This is a genomic window from Streptomyces sp. NPDC014894 (assembly GCF_043080985.1).
In the GTDB taxonomy this organism is placed as follows: Bacteria; Actinomycetota; Actinomycetes; order Streptomycetales; family Streptomycetaceae; genus Streptomyces.
In genome coordinates, this window is record NZ_JBIBWD010000004.1 from 410767 (window position 1) to 428145 (window position 17379).

Annotated in this window: 18 protein-coding genes; 16 read left to right on the forward strand and 2 right to left on the reverse strand. The window is 73.7% G+C overall.

Annotation, left to right across the window (positions count from 1 at the left end; genetic code table 11):
* The first annotated feature begins 57 nt into the window (after positions 1-57).
* The 12 genes from ACF089_RS12700 to ACF089_RS12755 all read left to right on the forward strand — a co-directional run bounded on the left by ACF089_RS12700 (position 58) and on the right by ACF089_RS12755 (position 11131).
* Entirely contained in the window at positions 58-444 is a 387-nt protein-coding gene (locus ACF089_RS12700) for a TadE/TadG family type IV pilus assembly protein (protein ID WP_392025403.1), read from the forward strand.
* Positions 441-905, forward strand: a complete 465-nt coding sequence (locus ACF089_RS12705) for a TadE/TadG family type IV pilus assembly protein (protein WP_392025405.1) — start codon at positions 441-443, stop codon at positions 903-905. Before ACF089_RS12700 ends, ACF089_RS12705 begins: the two co-directional genes overlap by 4 nt.
* Positions 906-964: 59 nt before the next feature.
* Entirely contained in the window at positions 965-2305 is a 1341-nt protein-coding gene (locus ACF089_RS12710) for a CpaF family protein (protein WP_392025406.1), read from the forward strand.
* A gap of 164 nt (positions 2306-2469) precedes the next feature.
* Positions 2470-3411 carry a type II secretion system F family protein gene (locus ACF089_RS12715; protein ID WP_392025407.1) on the forward strand — a complete coding sequence of 314 codons (942 nt, stop codon included), beginning with the start codon at positions 2470-2472 and terminating at the stop codon, positions 3409-3411.
* A gap of 13 nt (positions 3412-3424) precedes the next feature.
* The gene (locus ACF089_RS12720; RefSeq protein ID WP_392025408.1) at positions 3425-4312 is read left to right on the forward strand and encodes a DUF5936 domain-containing protein; all 888 of its coding nucleotides are present in this window, start codon (positions 3425-3427) and stop codon (positions 4310-4312) included.
* Between the two features lie 67 nt (positions 4313-4379).
* Positions 4380-6035, forward strand: a complete 1656-nt coding sequence (locus ACF089_RS12725) for a sensor histidine kinase (RefSeq protein ID WP_392025409.1) — start codon at positions 4380-4382, stop codon at positions 6033-6035.
* 36 nt (positions 6036-6071) lie between these two features.
* A complete protein-coding gene (locus ACF089_RS12730; protein WP_392025410.1) occupies positions 6072-7073 on the forward strand; it encodes a response regulator in 1002 nt (333 codons plus the stop codon).
* 231 nt (positions 7074-7304) lie between these two features.
* Complete coding sequence (locus ACF089_RS12735) at positions 7305-7556, forward strand: hypothetical protein (protein WP_392025411.1); 252 nt, start codon at positions 7305-7307, stop codon at positions 7554-7556.
* Positions 7557-7558: 2 nt separating this feature from the next.
* Positions 7559-8278 (forward strand): pilus assembly protein TadG-related protein, encoded by a 720-nt coding sequence (locus ACF089_RS12740; RefSeq protein ID WP_392025729.1) that lies wholly within the window; start codon positions 7559-7561, stop codon positions 8276-8278.
* 29 nt (positions 8279-8307) lie between these two features.
* On the forward strand, positions 8308-8913 hold the full coding sequence (locus tag ACF089_RS12745) for a hypothetical protein (RefSeq protein WP_392025413.1): 606 nt from the start codon (positions 8308-8310) through the stop codon (positions 8911-8913).
* Positions 8913-9647, forward strand: coding sequence for an OmpA family protein (locus tag ACF089_RS12750; protein WP_392025414.1), 735 nt, complete (start codon positions 8913-8915; stop codon positions 9645-9647). The genes ACF089_RS12745 and ACF089_RS12750 overlap by 1 nt, the downstream gene beginning before the upstream one ends.
* 119 nt (positions 9648-9766) lie before the next feature.
* On the forward strand, positions 9767-11131 hold the full coding sequence (locus ACF089_RS12755) for a hypothetical protein (protein WP_392025415.1): 1365 nt from the start codon (positions 9767-9769) through the stop codon (positions 11129-11131).
* A 190-nt stretch (positions 11132-11321) separates the two neighbouring features.
* Here ACF089_RS12755 and ACF089_RS12760 read toward each other — a convergent pair whose 3' ends face one another.
* Positions 11322-11696, reverse strand: coding sequence for a DUF192 domain-containing protein (locus ACF089_RS12760; RefSeq protein WP_392025416.1), 375 nt, complete (start codon positions 11694-11696; stop codon positions 11322-11324).
* Between the two features lie 117 nt (positions 11697-11813).
* On the opposite strand from ACF089_RS12760, the gene ACF089_RS12765 reads away from it, so the two are divergent.
* The 3 genes from ACF089_RS12765 to ACF089_RS12775 all read left to right on the forward strand — a co-directional run bounded on the left by ACF089_RS12765 (position 11814) and on the right by ACF089_RS12775 (position 14768).
* Complete coding sequence (locus ACF089_RS12765) at positions 11814-12623, forward strand: prepilin peptidase (RefSeq protein ID WP_392025418.1); 810 nt, start codon at positions 11814-11816, stop codon at positions 12621-12623.
* 85 nt (positions 12624-12708) lie between these two features.
* On the forward strand, positions 12709-14385 hold the full coding sequence (locus tag ACF089_RS12770; protein ID WP_392025419.1) for a DUF2079 domain-containing protein: 1677 nt from the start codon (positions 12709-12711) through the stop codon (positions 14383-14385).
* Between the two features lie 26 nt (positions 14386-14411).
* Entirely contained in the window at positions 14412-14768 is a 357-nt protein-coding gene (locus ACF089_RS12775; RefSeq protein ID WP_392025421.1) for a winged helix-turn-helix transcriptional regulator, read from the forward strand.
* Between the two features lie 391 nt (positions 14769-15159).
* Here ACF089_RS12775 and mgrA read toward each other — a convergent pair whose 3' ends face one another.
* A complete protein-coding gene (gene mgrA, locus ACF089_RS12780) occupies positions 15160-16197 on the reverse strand; it encodes an L-glyceraldehyde 3-phosphate reductase (protein ID WP_392025422.1) in 1038 nt (345 codons plus the stop codon).
* Between the two features lie 263 nt (positions 16198-16460).
* Between mgrA and ACF089_RS12785 the strand changes: the two genes are divergently transcribed.
* The gene (locus tag ACF089_RS12785; protein WP_392025424.1) at positions 16461-17222 is read left to right on the forward strand and encodes an isoprenyl transferase; all 762 of its coding nucleotides are present in this window, start codon (positions 16461-16463) and stop codon (positions 17220-17222) included.
* Positions 17223-17379 lie beyond the last annotated feature (157 nt).

Here is a 17379-nt window from a genome sequence, read left to right on the forward strand (position 1 = left end):
CCGACGGTCCGGGCGGTCCGGGGGCGCGGGGCGGTCCCGACGGTCCGGGCGGTCCGGGTGTCTCGATCGGTCCGGGTGCGGATGGGCGAGGACCGGGGGCAGGCCGCCGTCGAGTTCACCGGCACCCTCCCGGTCATCCTGGCGACCGTGGCGCTGCTCTGGCAGGCGGCGCTCATCGGCTACACCTTCTCGCTGGCGGGCAACGCGGCGGACGCGGCGGCCCGGGCCGGAGCGGTGGACGGACCGGCCGCCTGCCGGGCCGCGGGGGAGCGGGACCTGCCCGGATCCTGGCGTTCGGGAGCCTCCTTCGGCTGCCCCGGCAACGGGGGCGATCTCTACCGGGTCACCGTGAGCCTCTCGGTGCCCGTGCTCTTCCCCGGCGCGCTGGACCTGCCCTTCCGGCTCGACGCCGAGGCCGCCGCGGTGAACGAGGTGCCACGATGAGCCACAGGACGGTACGGGAATCCGCGCCGGAGCCGGGGGCCGGGGCGGGGCGGGAAGCCGCGCCGGGGCCCGGGCGACGGGCGGGCGCGGGCTCGGGAACGGGCTCGGGAGCGGGCGGGGAGCGCGGTCAGGCCGCCGTCGAGTTCGCCGGGGTCATCACCCTGCTGCTGGTGGTCGCCCTCGTGGCCGTCCAGTTCGGCGTCGTCGCCTACACCGCCCAGCAGGCGGGCACCGCCGCCCGGGCCGCGGCCCGCGCCGCCGCCCAGAAGGACGGCGAGGGCAAGGGGGAGGCGGCGGGCCGGGCCGCCCTCAGCGGCTGGCTCGCCGACGGCGCGTCCGTCGACGCCTCCTGCGGCGGCGGCGACGAGGTCAGCGCCACCGTCACCGTCGCCGTTCCGGAGCTGCTGCCCCTCTTCGATCTCGGACCGGCGACGAGGACGGTCACCATGCGCTGCGACTGAACCCGCCGGAACCCCCGCGTACCACCCGAAAGACCGAGCACCACCTGGGAGATGAGGACATGAGCCTGCGGGCCCGCCTGAGCAGCCCCGAGCCGGTCAACGGCCACGGCGAGGAGAACCGGCTCGTCATCGTCTACCGCGCCAAGCTGCTGGAGGAGATCGACCTCGCCGAGATGTCCGCGCTCGCCGCCGCCGAGCGCCGGGCCCGGCTGGAGCGGGTCCTCGGCCACATCATCAGCCGCGAGGGCCCGGTGCTCTCCAGCGTCGAGCGCTCCCAGCTCATCCGCCGGGTCGTCGACGAGGCCCTCGGCCTCGGCATCCTGGAGCCCCTCCTGGAGGACGCCTCCATCAGCGAGATCATGGTCAACGGCCCGGAGCAGGTCTATGTGGAGCGCGGCGGCCGGCTGGAGATGCTGCCGCTCCGCTTCTCCTCCGCCGATCAGCTCATGCAGACCATCGAGCGCATCGTCTCCACCGTCAACCGCCGCGTCGACGAGGCCAATCCGATGGTGGACGCCCGCCTTCCGTCCGGGGAGCGGGTCAATGTGATCATCCCCCCGCTCTCCCTCAGCGGGCCGATCCTCACCATCCGGCGCTTCCCCCGGGCCTTCACGCTCCAGGAGATGATCGCCATCGGCTCGATGGACGAGCAGATGACCCTGCTGCTCTCGGGGCTGGTGCGGGCCAAGTTCAATGTGATCGTCTCCGGGGCCACCGGCACCGGCAAGACCACCCTCCTCAACTCCCTCTCCGGGCTGATCCCGGAGGGCGAGCGGATCGTCACCATCGAGGACTCCGCCGAACTCCAGCTCCAGCAGTCGCACGTGATCACGCTGGAGAGCCGTCCGCCGAACGTCGAGGGCAAGGGCCGGGTCACCATCCGCGACCTCGTCCGCAACTCCCTGCGCATGCGCCCCGACCGCATCATCGTCGGAGAGGTGCGCGGCGGCGAGACCCTCGACATGCTTCAGGCCATGTCCACCGGCCACGACGGCTCCCTCGCCACCGTCCACGCCAACAGCGCCGAGGACGCCCTGATGCGGCTCCAGACCCTGGCGTCGATGTCCGAGGTCGAGATCCCCTTCATGGCGATCAAGGACCAGATCAACAGCGCCGTCGACGTCATCGTCCAGCTCACCCGGCACGCCGACGGCTCCCGGCGGGTCACCGAGATCGCCGTGGTCGACTCGTCCGGCCGCGACGAGTACCGCATCGTCTCCGTCTGCCGCTTCCACGCCGAGCCGATGGCCGCCGACGGCCGCGTCCACGGGCGGTTCGCGTACTACCCGGTGCCGCGCCGGGTCGCCGAACGGCTCTATATGAAGAACGAACCGCTGCCGCCGGTGTTCGGCGTCGCGGAGACGGACGAACAGCTCGCCGTCCGCCGAACGATCGTGTAGCCGCGGCCTCGGGCCGGCCGAACCCGCCGGACGGCCGCCTCGCCCGACTGCCCGGCCCGGCCGCCCGCCGAAGCCCAGCCCGACCGACCAGGTCCACCCGCCCCGCCCGCCGAAGCCCCCGAGAAGCCGCCCGCAGCCGCCCACCGAAGAGGTCCCCGCCCGACATGGACAATCTCCCGCTTCTGACAGCCGGAGTCACACTGCTCGCCGGTGTGCTCGGCGTCATCGGCGTGCACGCCTACTCCTCGGGCAGGGCACAGCGACAGGCCCTCCTCGACCGGATGACCCAGAGCGGACGACTCAGCGGGTCCCACGGCCGCCGGCGCCGCTTCGGCGGCGTCGACCGGCGGCTGCGCCCCACCCGGCTCGGCCGCCGCATCGAACGCGACATCGCCGTCACCGGCCTCGACCTCACCCCCGGCGAGTACGCCGTCTACGTCGTCGGCGTACTGCTCTCCCTCTACTTCATCGTCGGCGCGGTCTTCGCCCCCTTCTTCGGAGTGCTCGCGGCCCTCACCGGCCTCTGGGGAGCCCGCTCCTTCCTCGTCTGGCAGCGAGTCAAGCGGACCGAGGCGTTCATCAACCAGCTCCCCGAATTCACCCGCGTACTCGCCAACGCCACCCAGGCCGGACTGGCCCTGCGCACCGCGCTCGCCATGGCCGCCGAGGAACTCGACGACCCCGCCGGGTACGAACTCGGCATCGTCGCCGACCAGCTCGCCGTCGGACAGAGCCTGGACGACGCCCTCGGCCGGCTCGCCGAACGGCTGCCCTCCCGCGAACTCATCGTCCTCGTCACCACCCTCATCCTGGCCAACCGGGCCGGCGGTCAGGTCGTCACCTCGCTGCGCAATCTCACCCAGTCCCTGGAGGAGCGCAAGGAGACCCGGCGCGAGGTCACCACCACGCTCTCCCAGATCAAGGTCACCGCCATGGCCGTCCCCCTGCTCGGCCTCGGCTTTCTGCTGATGATCAACTCCATGACGCCCGGCGCCCTCGACAAGATGACCGGATCGGTGGTCGGACAGGCCGCCACCCTCATCGCCTTCGGGCTGTACGGTCTGGGCGCGTTCCTGATCCGCCGGGTCTCCCGGATCCAGGTCTGAGGAAGGAGGCACCATGGGACTGCTCCTCGCCGCCCTGCTCGGCCTCTCCGTGTACGGCGTCTTCCACGGCATCCGTATGTACCGCGCCGACGCCAGGCTCCCCGACGACCTCGCCCTCGCGCTGGAGGTCGGCGCCACCCGCACCACGGCCGTCGGCTCGGGCATCGACCGGCTCGGCATGCGCTACGCCCCCGCCGTGCTGCGCGCCATGGGCCCCAAACGCGTCGACGCCCTGCGCGGCCGGCTCGACATGGCGGGCAACCCCGGCGGAATGACCGTCGACCGCTACGCCGCCCGCCGCGCCGTCTACAGCTTCCTCGGCGTCCTGGCCGCCCTGTCGATGCTGGCGCGCGGGCAGTTCGTCCTCGCGATCCTGCTGCTGGTCTTCGGGCTGTTCTGGACGGACGTCATCATCAAGGCGGCCATCCGCCGCCGCCGCGCCGACATCGAACGCACCCTCCCCGACTTCCTCGACGTCCTCGCCGTCGTCGTCTCGGCCGGCCTCGGCTTCCGCCAGGCCCTCGAACGCGTATCGGAGAAGTACGCGGGCCCCTGGTCCGACGAGATCCGCATCACCCTGCGCCAGATGGACATGGGCGTCAGCCGCCGGGACGCCTTCGACCAACTGCGCAAACGCAATGACTCCGAGCAGGTGTCGATGCTCGTCACCGCCCTCCAGCAGGGCGAGGAACTCGGCGCTCCGATCGTCGAGACCCTCATCCAGATCGCCACCGACATGCGCCGCACCGACGCCCAGAACGCCCGCCGGAACGCCGCCAAGGCCGTCCCCAAATCCACTCTGGTCGTCACCCTGATCATGCTCCCGGCCACCATGATCCTCATCGTCGTGAGCTTCTACTACGGCGCGGGAGTCGACCTGGGCGAGGTGCTGGGAGGCTGACCGGCCGGAGGCATGGAGACCCGGAGACCCGGAGGCCCGGAGCGCGCGCGGAACGGAGGTGAGAGCGGTGGAGTACGAGAATCCGAGCGGCGGCGGCACCCGTCACGGCACCAGCGGCACCGGCAGCGGCGGCGGTGACGACGGCCCCGGCCGCGTACCCTCCCTCCCGCTCCAGGTCAACGCCCTCCAGGCGCTCTGCCGCCAGGTCTTCGGCTTCCGGCTGGCCATGATCGCCCTGGCCGTCCCCTTCGCCCTCGCCGGCACCCGGCCCGGCCCCGCCAGCTGGCTGGTCGGCGCCGCGGTCCTGATCACCTTCATGACCTCGTACGCCCTGCTCCGCGACTGGGAGCGGTTCGGGCCCGTGCTGCTGCGCCACCCCTGGCTGCTGGGCGCCGACATGGCCTTCGGCGCGCTGCTGCTGATCACCGCCTCGCCCGACTCGACCCTCGCGTACGTCACCATCTGCACCCCGCTGCTCGCCGGACTGATCTCCGGCTGGCGCGGAGCCGCCGTCTTCGCCGTGCTCCAGTCGCTGATCGTCGCCGGGGCCTGGGCCGTCAACGACCAGGCCGTCGCCCGTTTCACCGCCCTCTTACTCCCCGGGCTCTGCGTCCTGGCCGGCGCGCTCGGCAGCACGCTGCGCCGGCTCATGCTGGGCTTCGGGGCGGCCGGACAGGCGCTCTCCGAGGCCCGCGCACGGCTCGCGGTCGGCGGCGCCGTCGAACGCGAGCGCGCCCGGCTCGCCCGCGAGATGCACGACTCGGTGGCCAAGACCCTGCACGGCCTGGCCCTCGCCGCCGACGGGCTCGCCCACACCGCCGACCGGATGGACCCCGTCGCCGTACGCCGCCAGGCCGAACTGGTGGCCCGCGCCGCGCGCCGGGCCGCCGCCGAATCGCGGGAACTCCTCTCCGATCTGCGCCGGGAGTCCGGCCTCGGCGAGGACACCGACCTGGTCGCCGAACTCCACGCCCGGACCGAGGACTTCGCCCGCCGCCACGGGGTCCGGGCCGACTTCCTGCGGATCGGCGGCACGGCCCCCGCCGTCCCCGGACCCGTCGCCCGGCACGCGCTGACCATCGCCTCCGAGGCGATGGAGAACGCCCACCGCCACGGCCGCCCCGAGCGGGTCACGGTCTCGGCCGGGGTGATCGGCGGCGTGCTGCGGATCAGCGTGTACGACGACGGCCGGGGTCTGCCGCCCGGCACCACCCTCGAAGCGCTCCGCCGCTCCGGCCACTTCGGGCTGGTCGGCATGGTGGAACGGGCCGCGTCCATCGGGGCCCGGATCCGGATCGGCAGGGGCGGCGCGGCGGGCGGTACCGAAGTACGCCTGGAGCTGCCGCTCACCTCCCGGGGGGCGGCCCCGTGTCCGCCGGGTCCCGAGGCGGCTCCGGCGCTGGCTCCGGCGCTGACTCCCGCTGCGGGCACGGCCTCTGGCGCGGCTCCCGAGGCGGCTCCCGGCGGCGACGCCGTCTCCCAGATCCCGGCCGCCCCGCCGAACGCCGCCCCGTCGAACGCCGATCCATCGAACTCCGATCTGTCGCGAACCGATCCGCCGAGCCTCGGCTCGCCCAGCGCCGATCCGCCGACCGCCGGGCCGTCGAGCGACGCCCCCGAATCGCCCCCCGCCGCCGCCCGCGTCCCCGGCCCGGCGGCCGCGCACCCCGCGCGGCCGCCCCGGCCCGCTCCCGTTCCCCACCCCCTGTCCCTGCTGCTCTGACACCCCGTCCCCGTGTTTCGAGAGGAGGCCGCGGCCATGCCGGACGACGACCGCCAACCCCCTGGCCCGCACGAGCCCCGGACCCTTCCGCCGCCGTACGCCTCGCACCCGCCGCCCCCGCCCCCGTATCCGCCGACCGCTCCGGTGCGGGTGGTCGTCGCCGACGACAACCCCGTCGTACGAGCCGGACTGACCGCCCTGTTGCAGGGCCGGGCCGACCTCTCCGTCGTCGCGGAGGCCGCCGACGGCCGCCAGGCGTACGAGGCGGTGGTCCGGCTCCGGCCGGACGTCGTCCTGCTGGACGTCCGGATGCCCGGTGTGGACGGCATCTCGGCGCTGCCCCATCTCGTCCCGCTCGCTCCGGTGCTGATGCTGACCTACAGCCGGGAGAGCGAGATCGTCCACGAGGCGCTGCGGCTGGGCGCGGGCGGCTATCTGGTCCACGGCGAGTTCACCGCCGAGCAGCTGATCGACGCCGTCCGGGACATCCGCGCCGGACGCGCGCCGCTGTCCCACTCCGCCACCGGCGCACTCCTCGCCGGAGTGCGCGGCGACCCGGCCGCCCGCCGGGACGGCGGACCGCTCCCGGACGGCCTCGGCAGAGCCCCCCGTGGGCCGGCGCACTCCTGTGCCTCTCCTGCGAAAACATCTGCGACCGCACACATCGGAGCAGCAGCGGTGACAGAGAATCGCTTCATCGGACAAGCAATGCCTGGTACATGGCCCTACGCCGAGCGCGGTGAATTTGCTCGACAGGCTTCGCTTACGCAAGCGAATGTGGGACATTCATCTTCGGGCGCCGAGTCGGCCGAGGGGCCGCACGGCGTGATCACCGAGCTGAGCCGGCGGGAGGTGGAGGTGATGGAGCTGATCGCCTCAGGTCTGACCAATCAGCAGATCGCCGCTTCCTGCTTCATCAGCCCCAAGACGGTCAAGAACCACATCAACCGCATCTTCGCCAAGCTGAACGCGGCCAGCAGGGGAGAGGCCATCGCCGTCTGGCACGGCCTCGCCCGCGGAGGGGCGGGTCCGCTGTGACCGGGCGACCCGCCCCCGCGCCGAAGCCCCCCGGCGTCCGCGCCCGATGCCTTGTCTGGGCCCGCCGTTGGGCCCCGGGGCCCATTCCCGGCAGCCCGCTCCCGGCGTACATTGCTCACGCTGCCAACCGGACCGGCCGACGGAGCACGGGCACGGCGGGTACGGCAGGCGGCGTCATGGACTCGTACGAGCCGGCCGGCGTCCGCGCCACCGGCGCCGGAGGGGAAGCCAATGTCGAACGTGACGCTGAAGGCTGTGGTCAGGACCCGTCTGTATCTCGCGGCCCGGGCGGCGGCCGCCTCGCGCGCGATGAAGGACCGCCGCGACGAGGGACAGGACTCGGTCGAGTACGTCGGAGTGATCGTCCTGGTGGCCGCGATCATCGCGGCGCTGGTGGGCTCGGGAGTGGCCGACGACATCGCCAACGGACTGAAGAACCAGGTCACCAGCATTCTGGGCGGCGGTGGGGGCGGCGGCGAGTAGCACTGACCGCCGCATTCCGCAGGAGTGACGCCGGGCAGGCAGCCCCCATCTACGCGGCGATGGTGGTCGGCCTGCTCTTTCTCGCGCTCGCGTTCTTCGCCGTCGGACAGGCGGGCGCCACCCGCAACGGCGCCCAGTCCGGCGCGGACGCCGCCGCGCTCGCCGCGGCGCAGGAGTCCCGCGACAGCCTCGGGGAGGAGCTGGAGGCGGGCATCCTCGACCCGGACTTCCTCCGTGACTTCCTCGGCGGCGGCGCGCGGGACGCCGCGGGACCCGGCTGCGCCGAGGCGGACCGGCTCGCCGGGGTCAACGGAGCCCTGGTGACCGGCTGTACGGTCCTGGCCGACGCCCGCTGGGGATACGCCGTCACCGTCGAGTCGCGGGAGCCGGTCGGCGACACGGTGCTGCCCGGCACCGAGAACGACTACGCCACGGCCTCGGCCACGGCCGTGGTGGAGCCCCGGTGCACCTTCGAGCAGGCCCCCGAGGAGCCGCTTCCCGGAGACGGCGGTGACGGCGGGGAAGGCGAGGAGAGCGGGGGCCAGGAGGGCGAACCGGAGCCGGGTCCGACGGAATCGGAGCCGGCCCCGACGGAGCCGGAGGAGCCCGTCTCCCCCGGCACGCTCCACTGCGACGGCGAGTCCATCGACATCGATCCGCAGCAGCCGGACCGCCTCCCGGACATGTCCGACCTCTTCACCGTCCGGCTGGACGGGGACTGACCGCCACCGAACGCAAAGGAACAGCACTGATGAGTATTCGGCACGGAGCGAAAGCCCACAGAGCGGTGACAGCTGCCCTGGCGGCGGCGGCGCTGTCGCTCTCCCTGACGGCGTGCGGCGACGGTGGCGACGACTCGGACAGGAAGAACACCGCCGCCGTGTCCACCCCGGCCGAAAGCTCGGAGCCCGAGCAGAACGGGGACGGCGGCGAGGGCGGCTCCGCCACACCGGACACCGTCGAGACGCTGGCCACCATCAAGGGCAGCAATGGATTCCAGTTCACCGTGCGCGGCGCGGCCCGGGACGCGGGCGGCTTCCTCACCCTCTCCGGCACGATCGAGAACACCAGCGGCAAGCTGAAGTCGCCGCCCGTGCAGTGGAACGGGCAGGAGAAGCAGGTCAAGCAGACCGGCCCCTCGCTCGGCGGTATGACGCTGGTCGACAAGGCCGGCAAGAAGCGCTACTACGTCCTCCGCGACACCGACGGCTATCCGCTCACCACCACCGGGCTGAGCGCCTTCGCCGCGGGGGAGACCGTCGACTTCTTCGCCCAGTTCCCCGCCCCGCCCGAGGGCACGGACTCGGTCGATGTGCAGATCCCGCTCATGCCCAGCGCCTCGATCGAGCTGGGCTGATGGGCGCCGAGACCGCGCGGGGAGTCCCGCGCGCACAGGTGCGGCGGCCGGCGGCGGTCTCCGTCGCCCTGGTCCTGCTGTTCACCGGATTCCAGCTCGACTCGCCCTCCGCTTCGGCCGCCCCCGCCGCCCCGGGAGCCGTCCCCGCCGCCGCCTCGGCCGCCTCAAGAGCCGTCCCCGCCGCCGCCTCGGCCGACGAGGATCCGACCGCTCCGCCGGGCGCCCAGCCGCTCTCCGAGCCTCCGGCGATCGACGGCGACAACCCCGGGCTGCGGATGCGGGACGGGGCCACCCTCGACCGGGCGCGGGTGCTGGACATCGTCTCCATCGTCGAGACCGAGGGCGGCGAGGAGCGCCGCGAGGAGACCACGGTGTCACTGAAGTTCGCGCTCCAGGCCGAGGTGCTGTTCGGCAAGGACAGCGCGGAGCTGACCCCGCAGGCCGCCGGGCGGATCGCGGCGATCGCCGCGGAGATCGAGAAGCACCGGGGGCGGAAGATCCGGGTCTTCGGCTTCACCGACGACCTCGGCACGTACGAGCACGGCCGCAAGCTCTCCCGTAAACGCGCCGACGCCGTCCACGGGGTCCTCGCCGACAAGCTGAACGACCCCGCCGTCTCCTACACGGTCCGCGGCTACAGCGAGGACTATCCGATCGCCGACAACGCCACCGAGGAGGGCCGGCGCAAGAACCGCCGGGTGGAGGTCTCCTTCCCGACCGGCGGCGGAAGTTGACGAAAAGTCAGTCAGAAAAGGTGCACTGCCGGTAAATGTGACGCCGGTCGCACGTGACACCGCCGGCCCGCAGTACGCTGCGGGCCGGCTGTCGAACGAGTGGGCTGAGGAGCGCGCGGATGAGGCGGGGCAGGAGGGCGACGGTCACCGGGTCGGCGGCCGGGCGGCCGGCGCCGGGCGGCAGGGCCCTGCGGACGGCGATCGTCCTCGGGGCCGCCTGCGGTCTCGTCCAGGCCCCGCTGCCCGCCGGGGCCACCGCGGTGAACTGGCTCTCCGCGTACCGCACGGATCCCGACGCGCGGGCGGTGCGCGGCAGCGCGACGGCGGGCGCGGGCGCGCCCCTGCTGGGGCCGGGGACCTATGTGGACACCGTCTCGGCGGGCGAGCGGAAGTACTACCGGGTCGCGCTCGACGCCACCTCCAACGCCTATGTGTCCGCCGTGCTCGCCCCGCCGCCCGGCAGCAGGGTCCAGGCCGCCGACGGCATACGGGTCTCCCTGAAGTCGGCCGACGGTGCCGCGTGCAGCGTCCGCAACGACATCACCTTCGGCGGCGTCACCCCGCTGCCCGCGGCCGACTACGCGACCCGGCGCATCGGGCAGGGCCGGGAGTGCCAGGAGGCGGGGGAGTACCTCTACACCGTCGAGTGGATCGGCGACGCCCTCGGCTCCGCGGCCAAGGGCTGGACGGTCGAGCTGAAGTACATGAGCGAGCCGGGCCTCAGGGCCGGGACGCCCGAGCCCGTCGCGCCGGCCGCCTCGGGCGCGCGCACCCCGGCCCCGGAACGGGTGCGCGGCACGCCGAGGGCGGTCACCGGCGGGTCCGGGTTCAATGACGCCCACCCGGTCGGGCACGGGGTGTGGAAGGACACGCTCCGGCCCGGCGACAGCCGGTTCTACAAGGTGCCCGTGGACTGGGGCCGACGGCTCACGCTCGACGCGGAGTTCGGCGGCACCTCGGCGGGGACGGCGACGGCTGTGGACGGCGGGATCAGGGCCACGGTGTTCAACACCGCGCGCGGCTTCGTGGCGGACACCGCCGAGCCCTATCGGGGCAGACCCGCCGGGGTCTCCCTCGACACGGCCCCGGCCGCCTTCGCCAACCGGCTCTCGGACGACGACGACATCAGCGGGATGCGCTTCTCCGGCATGTACTACGTCCGGGTCACCCTCGACCGCAAGGTGGCGCGCGCCCTGCCGGTGACCCTGCGGATCGGCGTCGCGGGCGAGCCCCAGCGGGCGCCGGACTACCGGAGCGACCCGGTCGCGGCGGGCTTCGGCATCACCGAGGACGACCGCGAGGCGGCGCAGGAGGGGCGGGTCGACGACGACGACACCCGGGAGGCGCTGATGACCGCCGTCGGCTTCACCGGGATCGGTCTGGGCTCGGCCCTGCTGCTCGTCCTGCTGGGCTGGACCGCGTCCGCCCGGCTCGCCCGCCCCCGCGGCCGGCACGCCTCGGGCGCCCCCTCCCGCGCCCACTGACCGGACGCCGCGCGGCCGGCCCCCGGGCCCCGGCCTGCCCGGCCCCGGCCGGACCCGCCCCCTGGCCCCCGGGCCCCGGGTTCGCTCACCACCCGGCCCACCCGGCCCACCCGGCCACCGGCCCACCCGGCCACCGGCCCACCCGGCCACCGGCCCACCCGGCCCGCCGACCCGCTCGGCCCAGGTCCGTTCAGCCCCCGCCCGCACTCCCCACCCTCACCCGCGCCCCCCGCCGTACCCCCCAGTCCGCCATCGCCCCGCCCTCGGCCTCCAGCACGTGCCGGGCCCGGAGCCGGGGTCTGCCGAGACGGCCCGGTCGCAGGGTGTGGACGTCCAGCACCCGCAACTCCCGGTCGAGATAGGCCACGTCGATGGCGAAGCGCATCCGGAAGGTGTGCACCCCGCCGCACGGCGTCAGCAGCAGCGCCCCCGTCACCCCGTCGCGCCCCAGCAGCCCCCGCTGCCGCCGGGCGTAGCTCGCCGCTATCTCCAGGGGCACCGGCTCCGCCCGCCCTTCGACCCACAACGCCCCTGTACCGTCCCGCCATCGCTCTCCTCGGCCCATGGCCGTAGACGGTAGCGCCCGGCCGCACCCGCCGCCGGGCGGCTGGGCCCCGGAGCGCGCGCCCGCTGGGCCCCCGGGCCCATGACCGCCGGCCGGCCGCCCCCTACCCTCATGGCCGTGTACGCCACGCTGATCGCCGTCGCCGCCCTGTGGGGCGCGGGCACCGGACTGCTGATCCCCCGTGCCGCGTACCGGCTCTCGGTCGAGCCGGAGGAGGAGTGGCGGGACAGCTGTCCGGAGGGGCATCCGTTCACCGGGCCGGCGCGCGGCTGGCTCGGCGGCGCGCGCTGCCGCTCCTGCCGGGCCGTGGTGCCGCGCCGGGCCGCGACGCCAGCCGCCGGCGCGGCCGCGGAGCCCGGCGGGCGGGCGCCGAAGGGCGCGGGCATCGGCGCGGGAGGCGTCCCGCCGGTGACCGCGCTGGTCTGCGCCGGGCTCGCGGCGGCCACCGGGGAGCGGCCCGAACTCGTCGTATGGCTGCTGCTCACGCCGTTCGCCGTGCTGCTGGCGCTGGTCGACCGGGGCGTCCACCGGCTCCCCGACCGGCTCACCCTGCCGCTGGCCGCCGCCGCGGCCGTCCTGCTGGGCCCGGTCTCGCTGCTGCCCGGGGCGGCGGGGTCCTGGGCCGGGGCGCTCCTCGGCGGTCTGACCCTCGGCGCGGTCTACTTCGCCCTCTTCCTGATCCATCCGGACGGCATGGGCTTCGGCGACGTGAAGCTCGCCCTCTCGCTCGGCACGGTGCTCGGCTGGTACGGCTGGGGCGTGCTGTTCGCCGGGGCCTTCGCCGGTTTCCTGTTCGGTTCGGTGTACGGAGCGGGGCTGATGATCCTCGGCCGGGCGGGCCGCGGGACCGCGATCCCGTTCGGCCCGTTCATGATCGCGGGCGCGTTCGCCGGGGTGCTCGGGGGAGCCCTCCCGGCCGCCGTCTGACCGCCCGGCGAGGGTCCCCGTGCCCCCGGGACACACCCTCGGCTGAGGTGTACCGGCCACTCAACCCCATCTAGAGTCCGGGTGTATGCGGACATTTTCTGACAAGCCGGTTGCTCGGCGTGGGGTGCTGCGCGCCCTGATCCCCGCCCCCGCACCCGCGTCACCGTCACCGGAGCCCGGATCGCGCCCCGCTGCCCGCTTCCCCGCCGCCCTGCTCCCCTGGAGCTGGGCGGCGGTCCTCTTCGCGCTCTACGCCACCGTCGCCGTACGCCGCCACGCCCTGCTCCGCACCACCGGCTACGACCTCGGCATCTTCGAGCAGGCCGTCCGCGCCTACGCCCGACTGCGGCCCCCCGTGGTCCCCTTGCGCGGCGAGGACTTCAACCTCCTCGGCGACCACTTCCACCCGGCGCTCGCCGTCCTCGCCCCCCTCTACCGCCTCTGGCCCTCCCCGCTCTGTCTGCTCACCGCCCAGTCCGCGCTGCTCGCCGTCGCCGTCGTCCCGCTCGCCTCCTGGGCCCGGAGCGCGCTCGGCCGCCGCAGCGCGCACGCCGTCGCCCTCGGATACGGACTCAGCTGGGGCATCGCCTCCGCCGCCGCCTTCGACTTCCACGAGGTCGCCCTCGCCGTGCCCCTGCTCTCCTGCGCCGCCGTCGCGCTCGGACAGCGCCGCTGGCGCGCGGCGGTCGCCTGGGCCGCGCCGCTCGTCCTCGTCAAGGAGGACCTCGGGCTCACCCTCGCCGCCCTCGGCTGCGTCATCGCCTGGAAGGGCCCGCGCCGCCTCGGCGCGCTCACCGCCGGGGCCGGGCTGCTCGCCTCGGCCGTCGAGATCAGACTGCTGCTGCCCGCCGTCAATCCGGCCGGCGGCTACGCGCACGGCGAGAACCTCGGCGAGAGCGGCCACGCCTCCCTCCTCACCACGATCGCCTTCGCCCCGCTGGACGCCCTGCGCCCGGACATCAAGGCCATGACCCTGATCCTGGTCTTTGCGCCCTCCGCGCTGCTCGCCCTGCGCTCACCGCTGGCGCTGCTCGCCGTGCCCACCCTGCTGTGGCGGATGCTGTCCCAGAACGGCTTCCACTGGGGCACCTCCTTCCACTACAGCGCGGTCCTGATGCCCCTGGTGTTCGCCGGGCTCGTCGACGCGCTGCGGCCGTGGCGCTCGGGCGGCCATCCGCTCGGCGCGCGCCAGGTCCGGGCCACCCTGGTCACGGTGGTGGCGGTGACGCTCGTCCTGCTGCCGTCCTTCCCCCTCGCCCAGCTGGCCCAGCGCGCCACCTGGCGCACCACCGCGCACATCGAGGCGGCCCGCGCGCTGCTCGCGAGGATCCCGGACGGCGCGTCCGTCGCCGCCTCCAACCGGCTCGTCCCCCAGCTGACGTCGCGCTGCGAGGTCGTCCTCTTCCCCGCGTTCCCGGTCGACGCCCGGCTCTACAGCTACGACCGGGGCAAGCTGCCGCGCCCCACCGCCGAGTGGATCATCCACGACAGCCGGGCCCCGGAGGCCTGGCCGTACCGTACGGGCCACTGGCCCTATCCGCCCGGCCAGCAGGCCGCCGAACTCGCCGCCGCCGAGCGCTCGTACGGCTATCGGCTCGTCGCCCGGCGCGACGGCGTCACCCTGCTGCGGCGCGATCCGGCCGGGCGGCCGGGGGAGCGGGACGGGCGTACGGTGCGGTCCGCGCCGGGCCCGTACGCCCGGGGCCCGGGGCCCTTTTCCCACCGGACGCCGATCAAAGATGGTGTACTGGCGAAAAGGTAAGTGCTGACGCTTCCGGAGGAGTTGCCGTGGCCAAGATCAAGCCGTCCTATCACTGTGGTCTCGACGCGGCGGTGGACGTCGTCGGCGGCAAGTGGAAGCCGCTCATTCTCTGGGCGCTGGACGACTCGGGCACGCTCCGCTTCGGCGAGCTGAGGCGCGCGGTCCCGGGCGTCAGCGAGAAGATGCTGATCCAGCAGCTGCGCGAGCTGGAGGCCGACGGGGTGGTGCACCGCGAGGTCTACCGGGAGGTCCCGCCGAGGGTCGAGTACTCGCTGACCGGGCTGGGGGAGGCGCTGAACACCGCGCTGAAGCCGCTCGGGCTCTGGGGCGCGACCTTCATGCAGGAGATCATCGACCGCAAGACGAAGGAGACCGCGGCCTGAGCCGCGCGGCCCCGGCCCCGGCGGCCGAGCCGTCAACCCGGCGCCCCGGACCGCGTTCCCCCTTCGGAGGTACGGCTCCGGCGACACGCCCGCCCCGGAATCCCTTGTGCCACGGGCTCCGGGCGTCTGTCTCCGGCCATTCGCGTCCCCCGCGACACGCACCTGTTTCCGGGTGGCGCGCGGTAGCGCCGGTGAAGCGTTATGGTGGAAACCCCCCCTCGGGCCGGTCCGTATCCCCCCCCACGGACCGGCCCGTTTTTCTTTCCCGGGACGCCTGGGGCACCCGGGACACGAGACCCACCGGGCACGGCCCACCGGACCCACAGCCCGCAGGCCCCGGGGCGCGTGCGGGGGCGCGTGCGCCGCCGGCCCCCGGCCCGCCCGCCCCGGCTCAGCCCCGGCGGGCCCAGATGTTCGTCCCCTCCGTGTCCACCGCGAAGACATCGATCTCCGCCAGCTCCTCCGCGTCCAGCGGAGCCCCCGCCAGCGCGGCCACGTTCTCCTCCAGCTGGCGCACGCTCGACGCGCCGATCAGCGCCGAGGTCATCCTCGGATCCCGCAGCACCCAGCTCAGCGCCAGCTGCGCCAGCGACTGCCCGCGCCGCTCGGCGATGTCGTTCAGCCCGTTCAGCCGCCGGACCACGTCCGGGGAGAGCAGACCCGGATCCAGCGACTTGCCCTGGGTGGCCCGCGAGCCCTCCGGGATGCCCCGCAGATACTTGCCGGTGAGCAGTCCCTGGGCCAGCGGCACATAGGCGATGCACCCCATGCCCGCCGTCTCCAGCGTGTCCAGCAGCCCGTCGTCCTCGGTCCACCGGTTGATCATCGAGTACGAGGGCTGGTGGATCAGGGCCGGCACCCCCATCTCCCGCAGCAGCCGCGCGGCCTCGGCGGTCTGCTCGGAGCTGTACGACGACACACCCGCGTACAGCGCCTTGCCCTGCCGCACGGCGGTGGCCAGCGCCCCCATCGTCTCCTCCAGCGGAGTGTGCGGGTCGAAGCGGTGCGAGTAGAAGATGTCCACATAGTCGAGGCCCATCCGCCGCAGCGAGGCGTCCAGCGACGACAGCAGATACTTCCGGGATCCCCACTCACCGTAGGGCCCCGGGTGCATCAGATAGCCGGCCTTGGTCGAGATGATCAGCTCATCGCGGTAGGGGGCGAAGTCCTGGGCGAAGAGCTTGCCGAAGTTCAGCTCGGCCGAGCCGGGCGGCGGGCCGTAGTTGTTCGCCAGATCGAAGTGGGTGACCCCGAGATCGAAGGCGCGGCGCAGGATCGCCCGCTGGGAGCCGAGGGTGCGGTCGTCGCCGAAGTTGTGCCACAGGCCGAGCGAGATCGCCGGGAGGCGCAGCCCCGAGCGGCCGGTACGGCGGTACTCCATCGAGTCGTAGCGGTCGGCGGAAGCGAGATACACGGAGGAATCAGTCACACATCCCTCCTTATCACGGACTTGTGACAGACCGGGTTGGGCCGCCGTGGCCGGTCCGCAGTAGTGTGGCGGCTTCAGGGGAAGCCGCACGGCGCGGGGGATCGCCGCCTGTCTCCGGCCGGGCTGCCCGACGCCGGGCTGCCCGGGCGCCGGCGCCGGTGGCGCGCCGCCCGGGAGCGGACCCCGCCAATGACTCCACGAGCCCCCGCCACGGTCCCCGGATTCCGGGCGGGCGAGCCCGAAAGAACCGAGAGGTGGACTCCGTGAACCTGCGTGACCTGGTGTACAGGCTCTACGCACGCCGGGTGGAAGGCCGACTGGACCATACCCAGGTGCCCAAGCACATCGGAGTCATCCTCGACGGCAACCGCCGGTGGGCCAAGGCGGCCGGCAGCTCCCCCGAGGCGGGTCACAAGGCCGGCGCGAGCAAGATCCAGGAGCTGCTGGGCTGGTGCGCCGAGTCCGATGTCGAGGTGGTCACGCTCTGGATGCTCTCCACCGACAATCTGGACCGCCCCGAGAAGGAGCTGGTGCCCCTCCTCGGCATCATCGAGGACGCGGTCCGCGCGCTGGCCGCCGACGGCCGCTGGCGGGTCCACCACGTGGGCACCATGGATCTGCTGCCCGCCCGCACCCAGGCCGTGCTGAAGGAGGCCGAGCAGGCCACTCTCGACCACACGGGCATACTCATCAACGTCGCCGTCGGCTACGGAGGCCGCCAGGAGATCGCGGACGCGGTCCGCTCCCTGCTGCTGGAACACGCCGACAAGGGAACCAGCTTCGAGGAGCTGGCCGAGATCGTCGACGTCGAGCACATCTCGGAGCACCTCTACACCCGGGGCCAGCCCGACCCCGATCTCGTCATCCGCACCAGCGGCGAGCAGCGGCTGTCCGGCTTCATGCTCTGGCAGAGCGCCCACTCGGAGTACTACTTCTGCGAGGTCTTCTGGCCCGCCTTCCGCAAGGTGGACTTCCTGCGCGCGCTGCGTGATTACGCGGCCCGGCACCGCCGTTACGGCAGCTGAACAGGGCCGCGTCACCACCGATCACCCGTTGTTCATCCAGCTGTGGCCCCATGCTCTGGCATGGCGGCGCGTGTTCGAGGGAATATCCCTTCCAGGTCGACGTCCGATCCACGAACGTCGTATCTCAGTGAGTGGCGGTGACCACTCACCCGGGAGG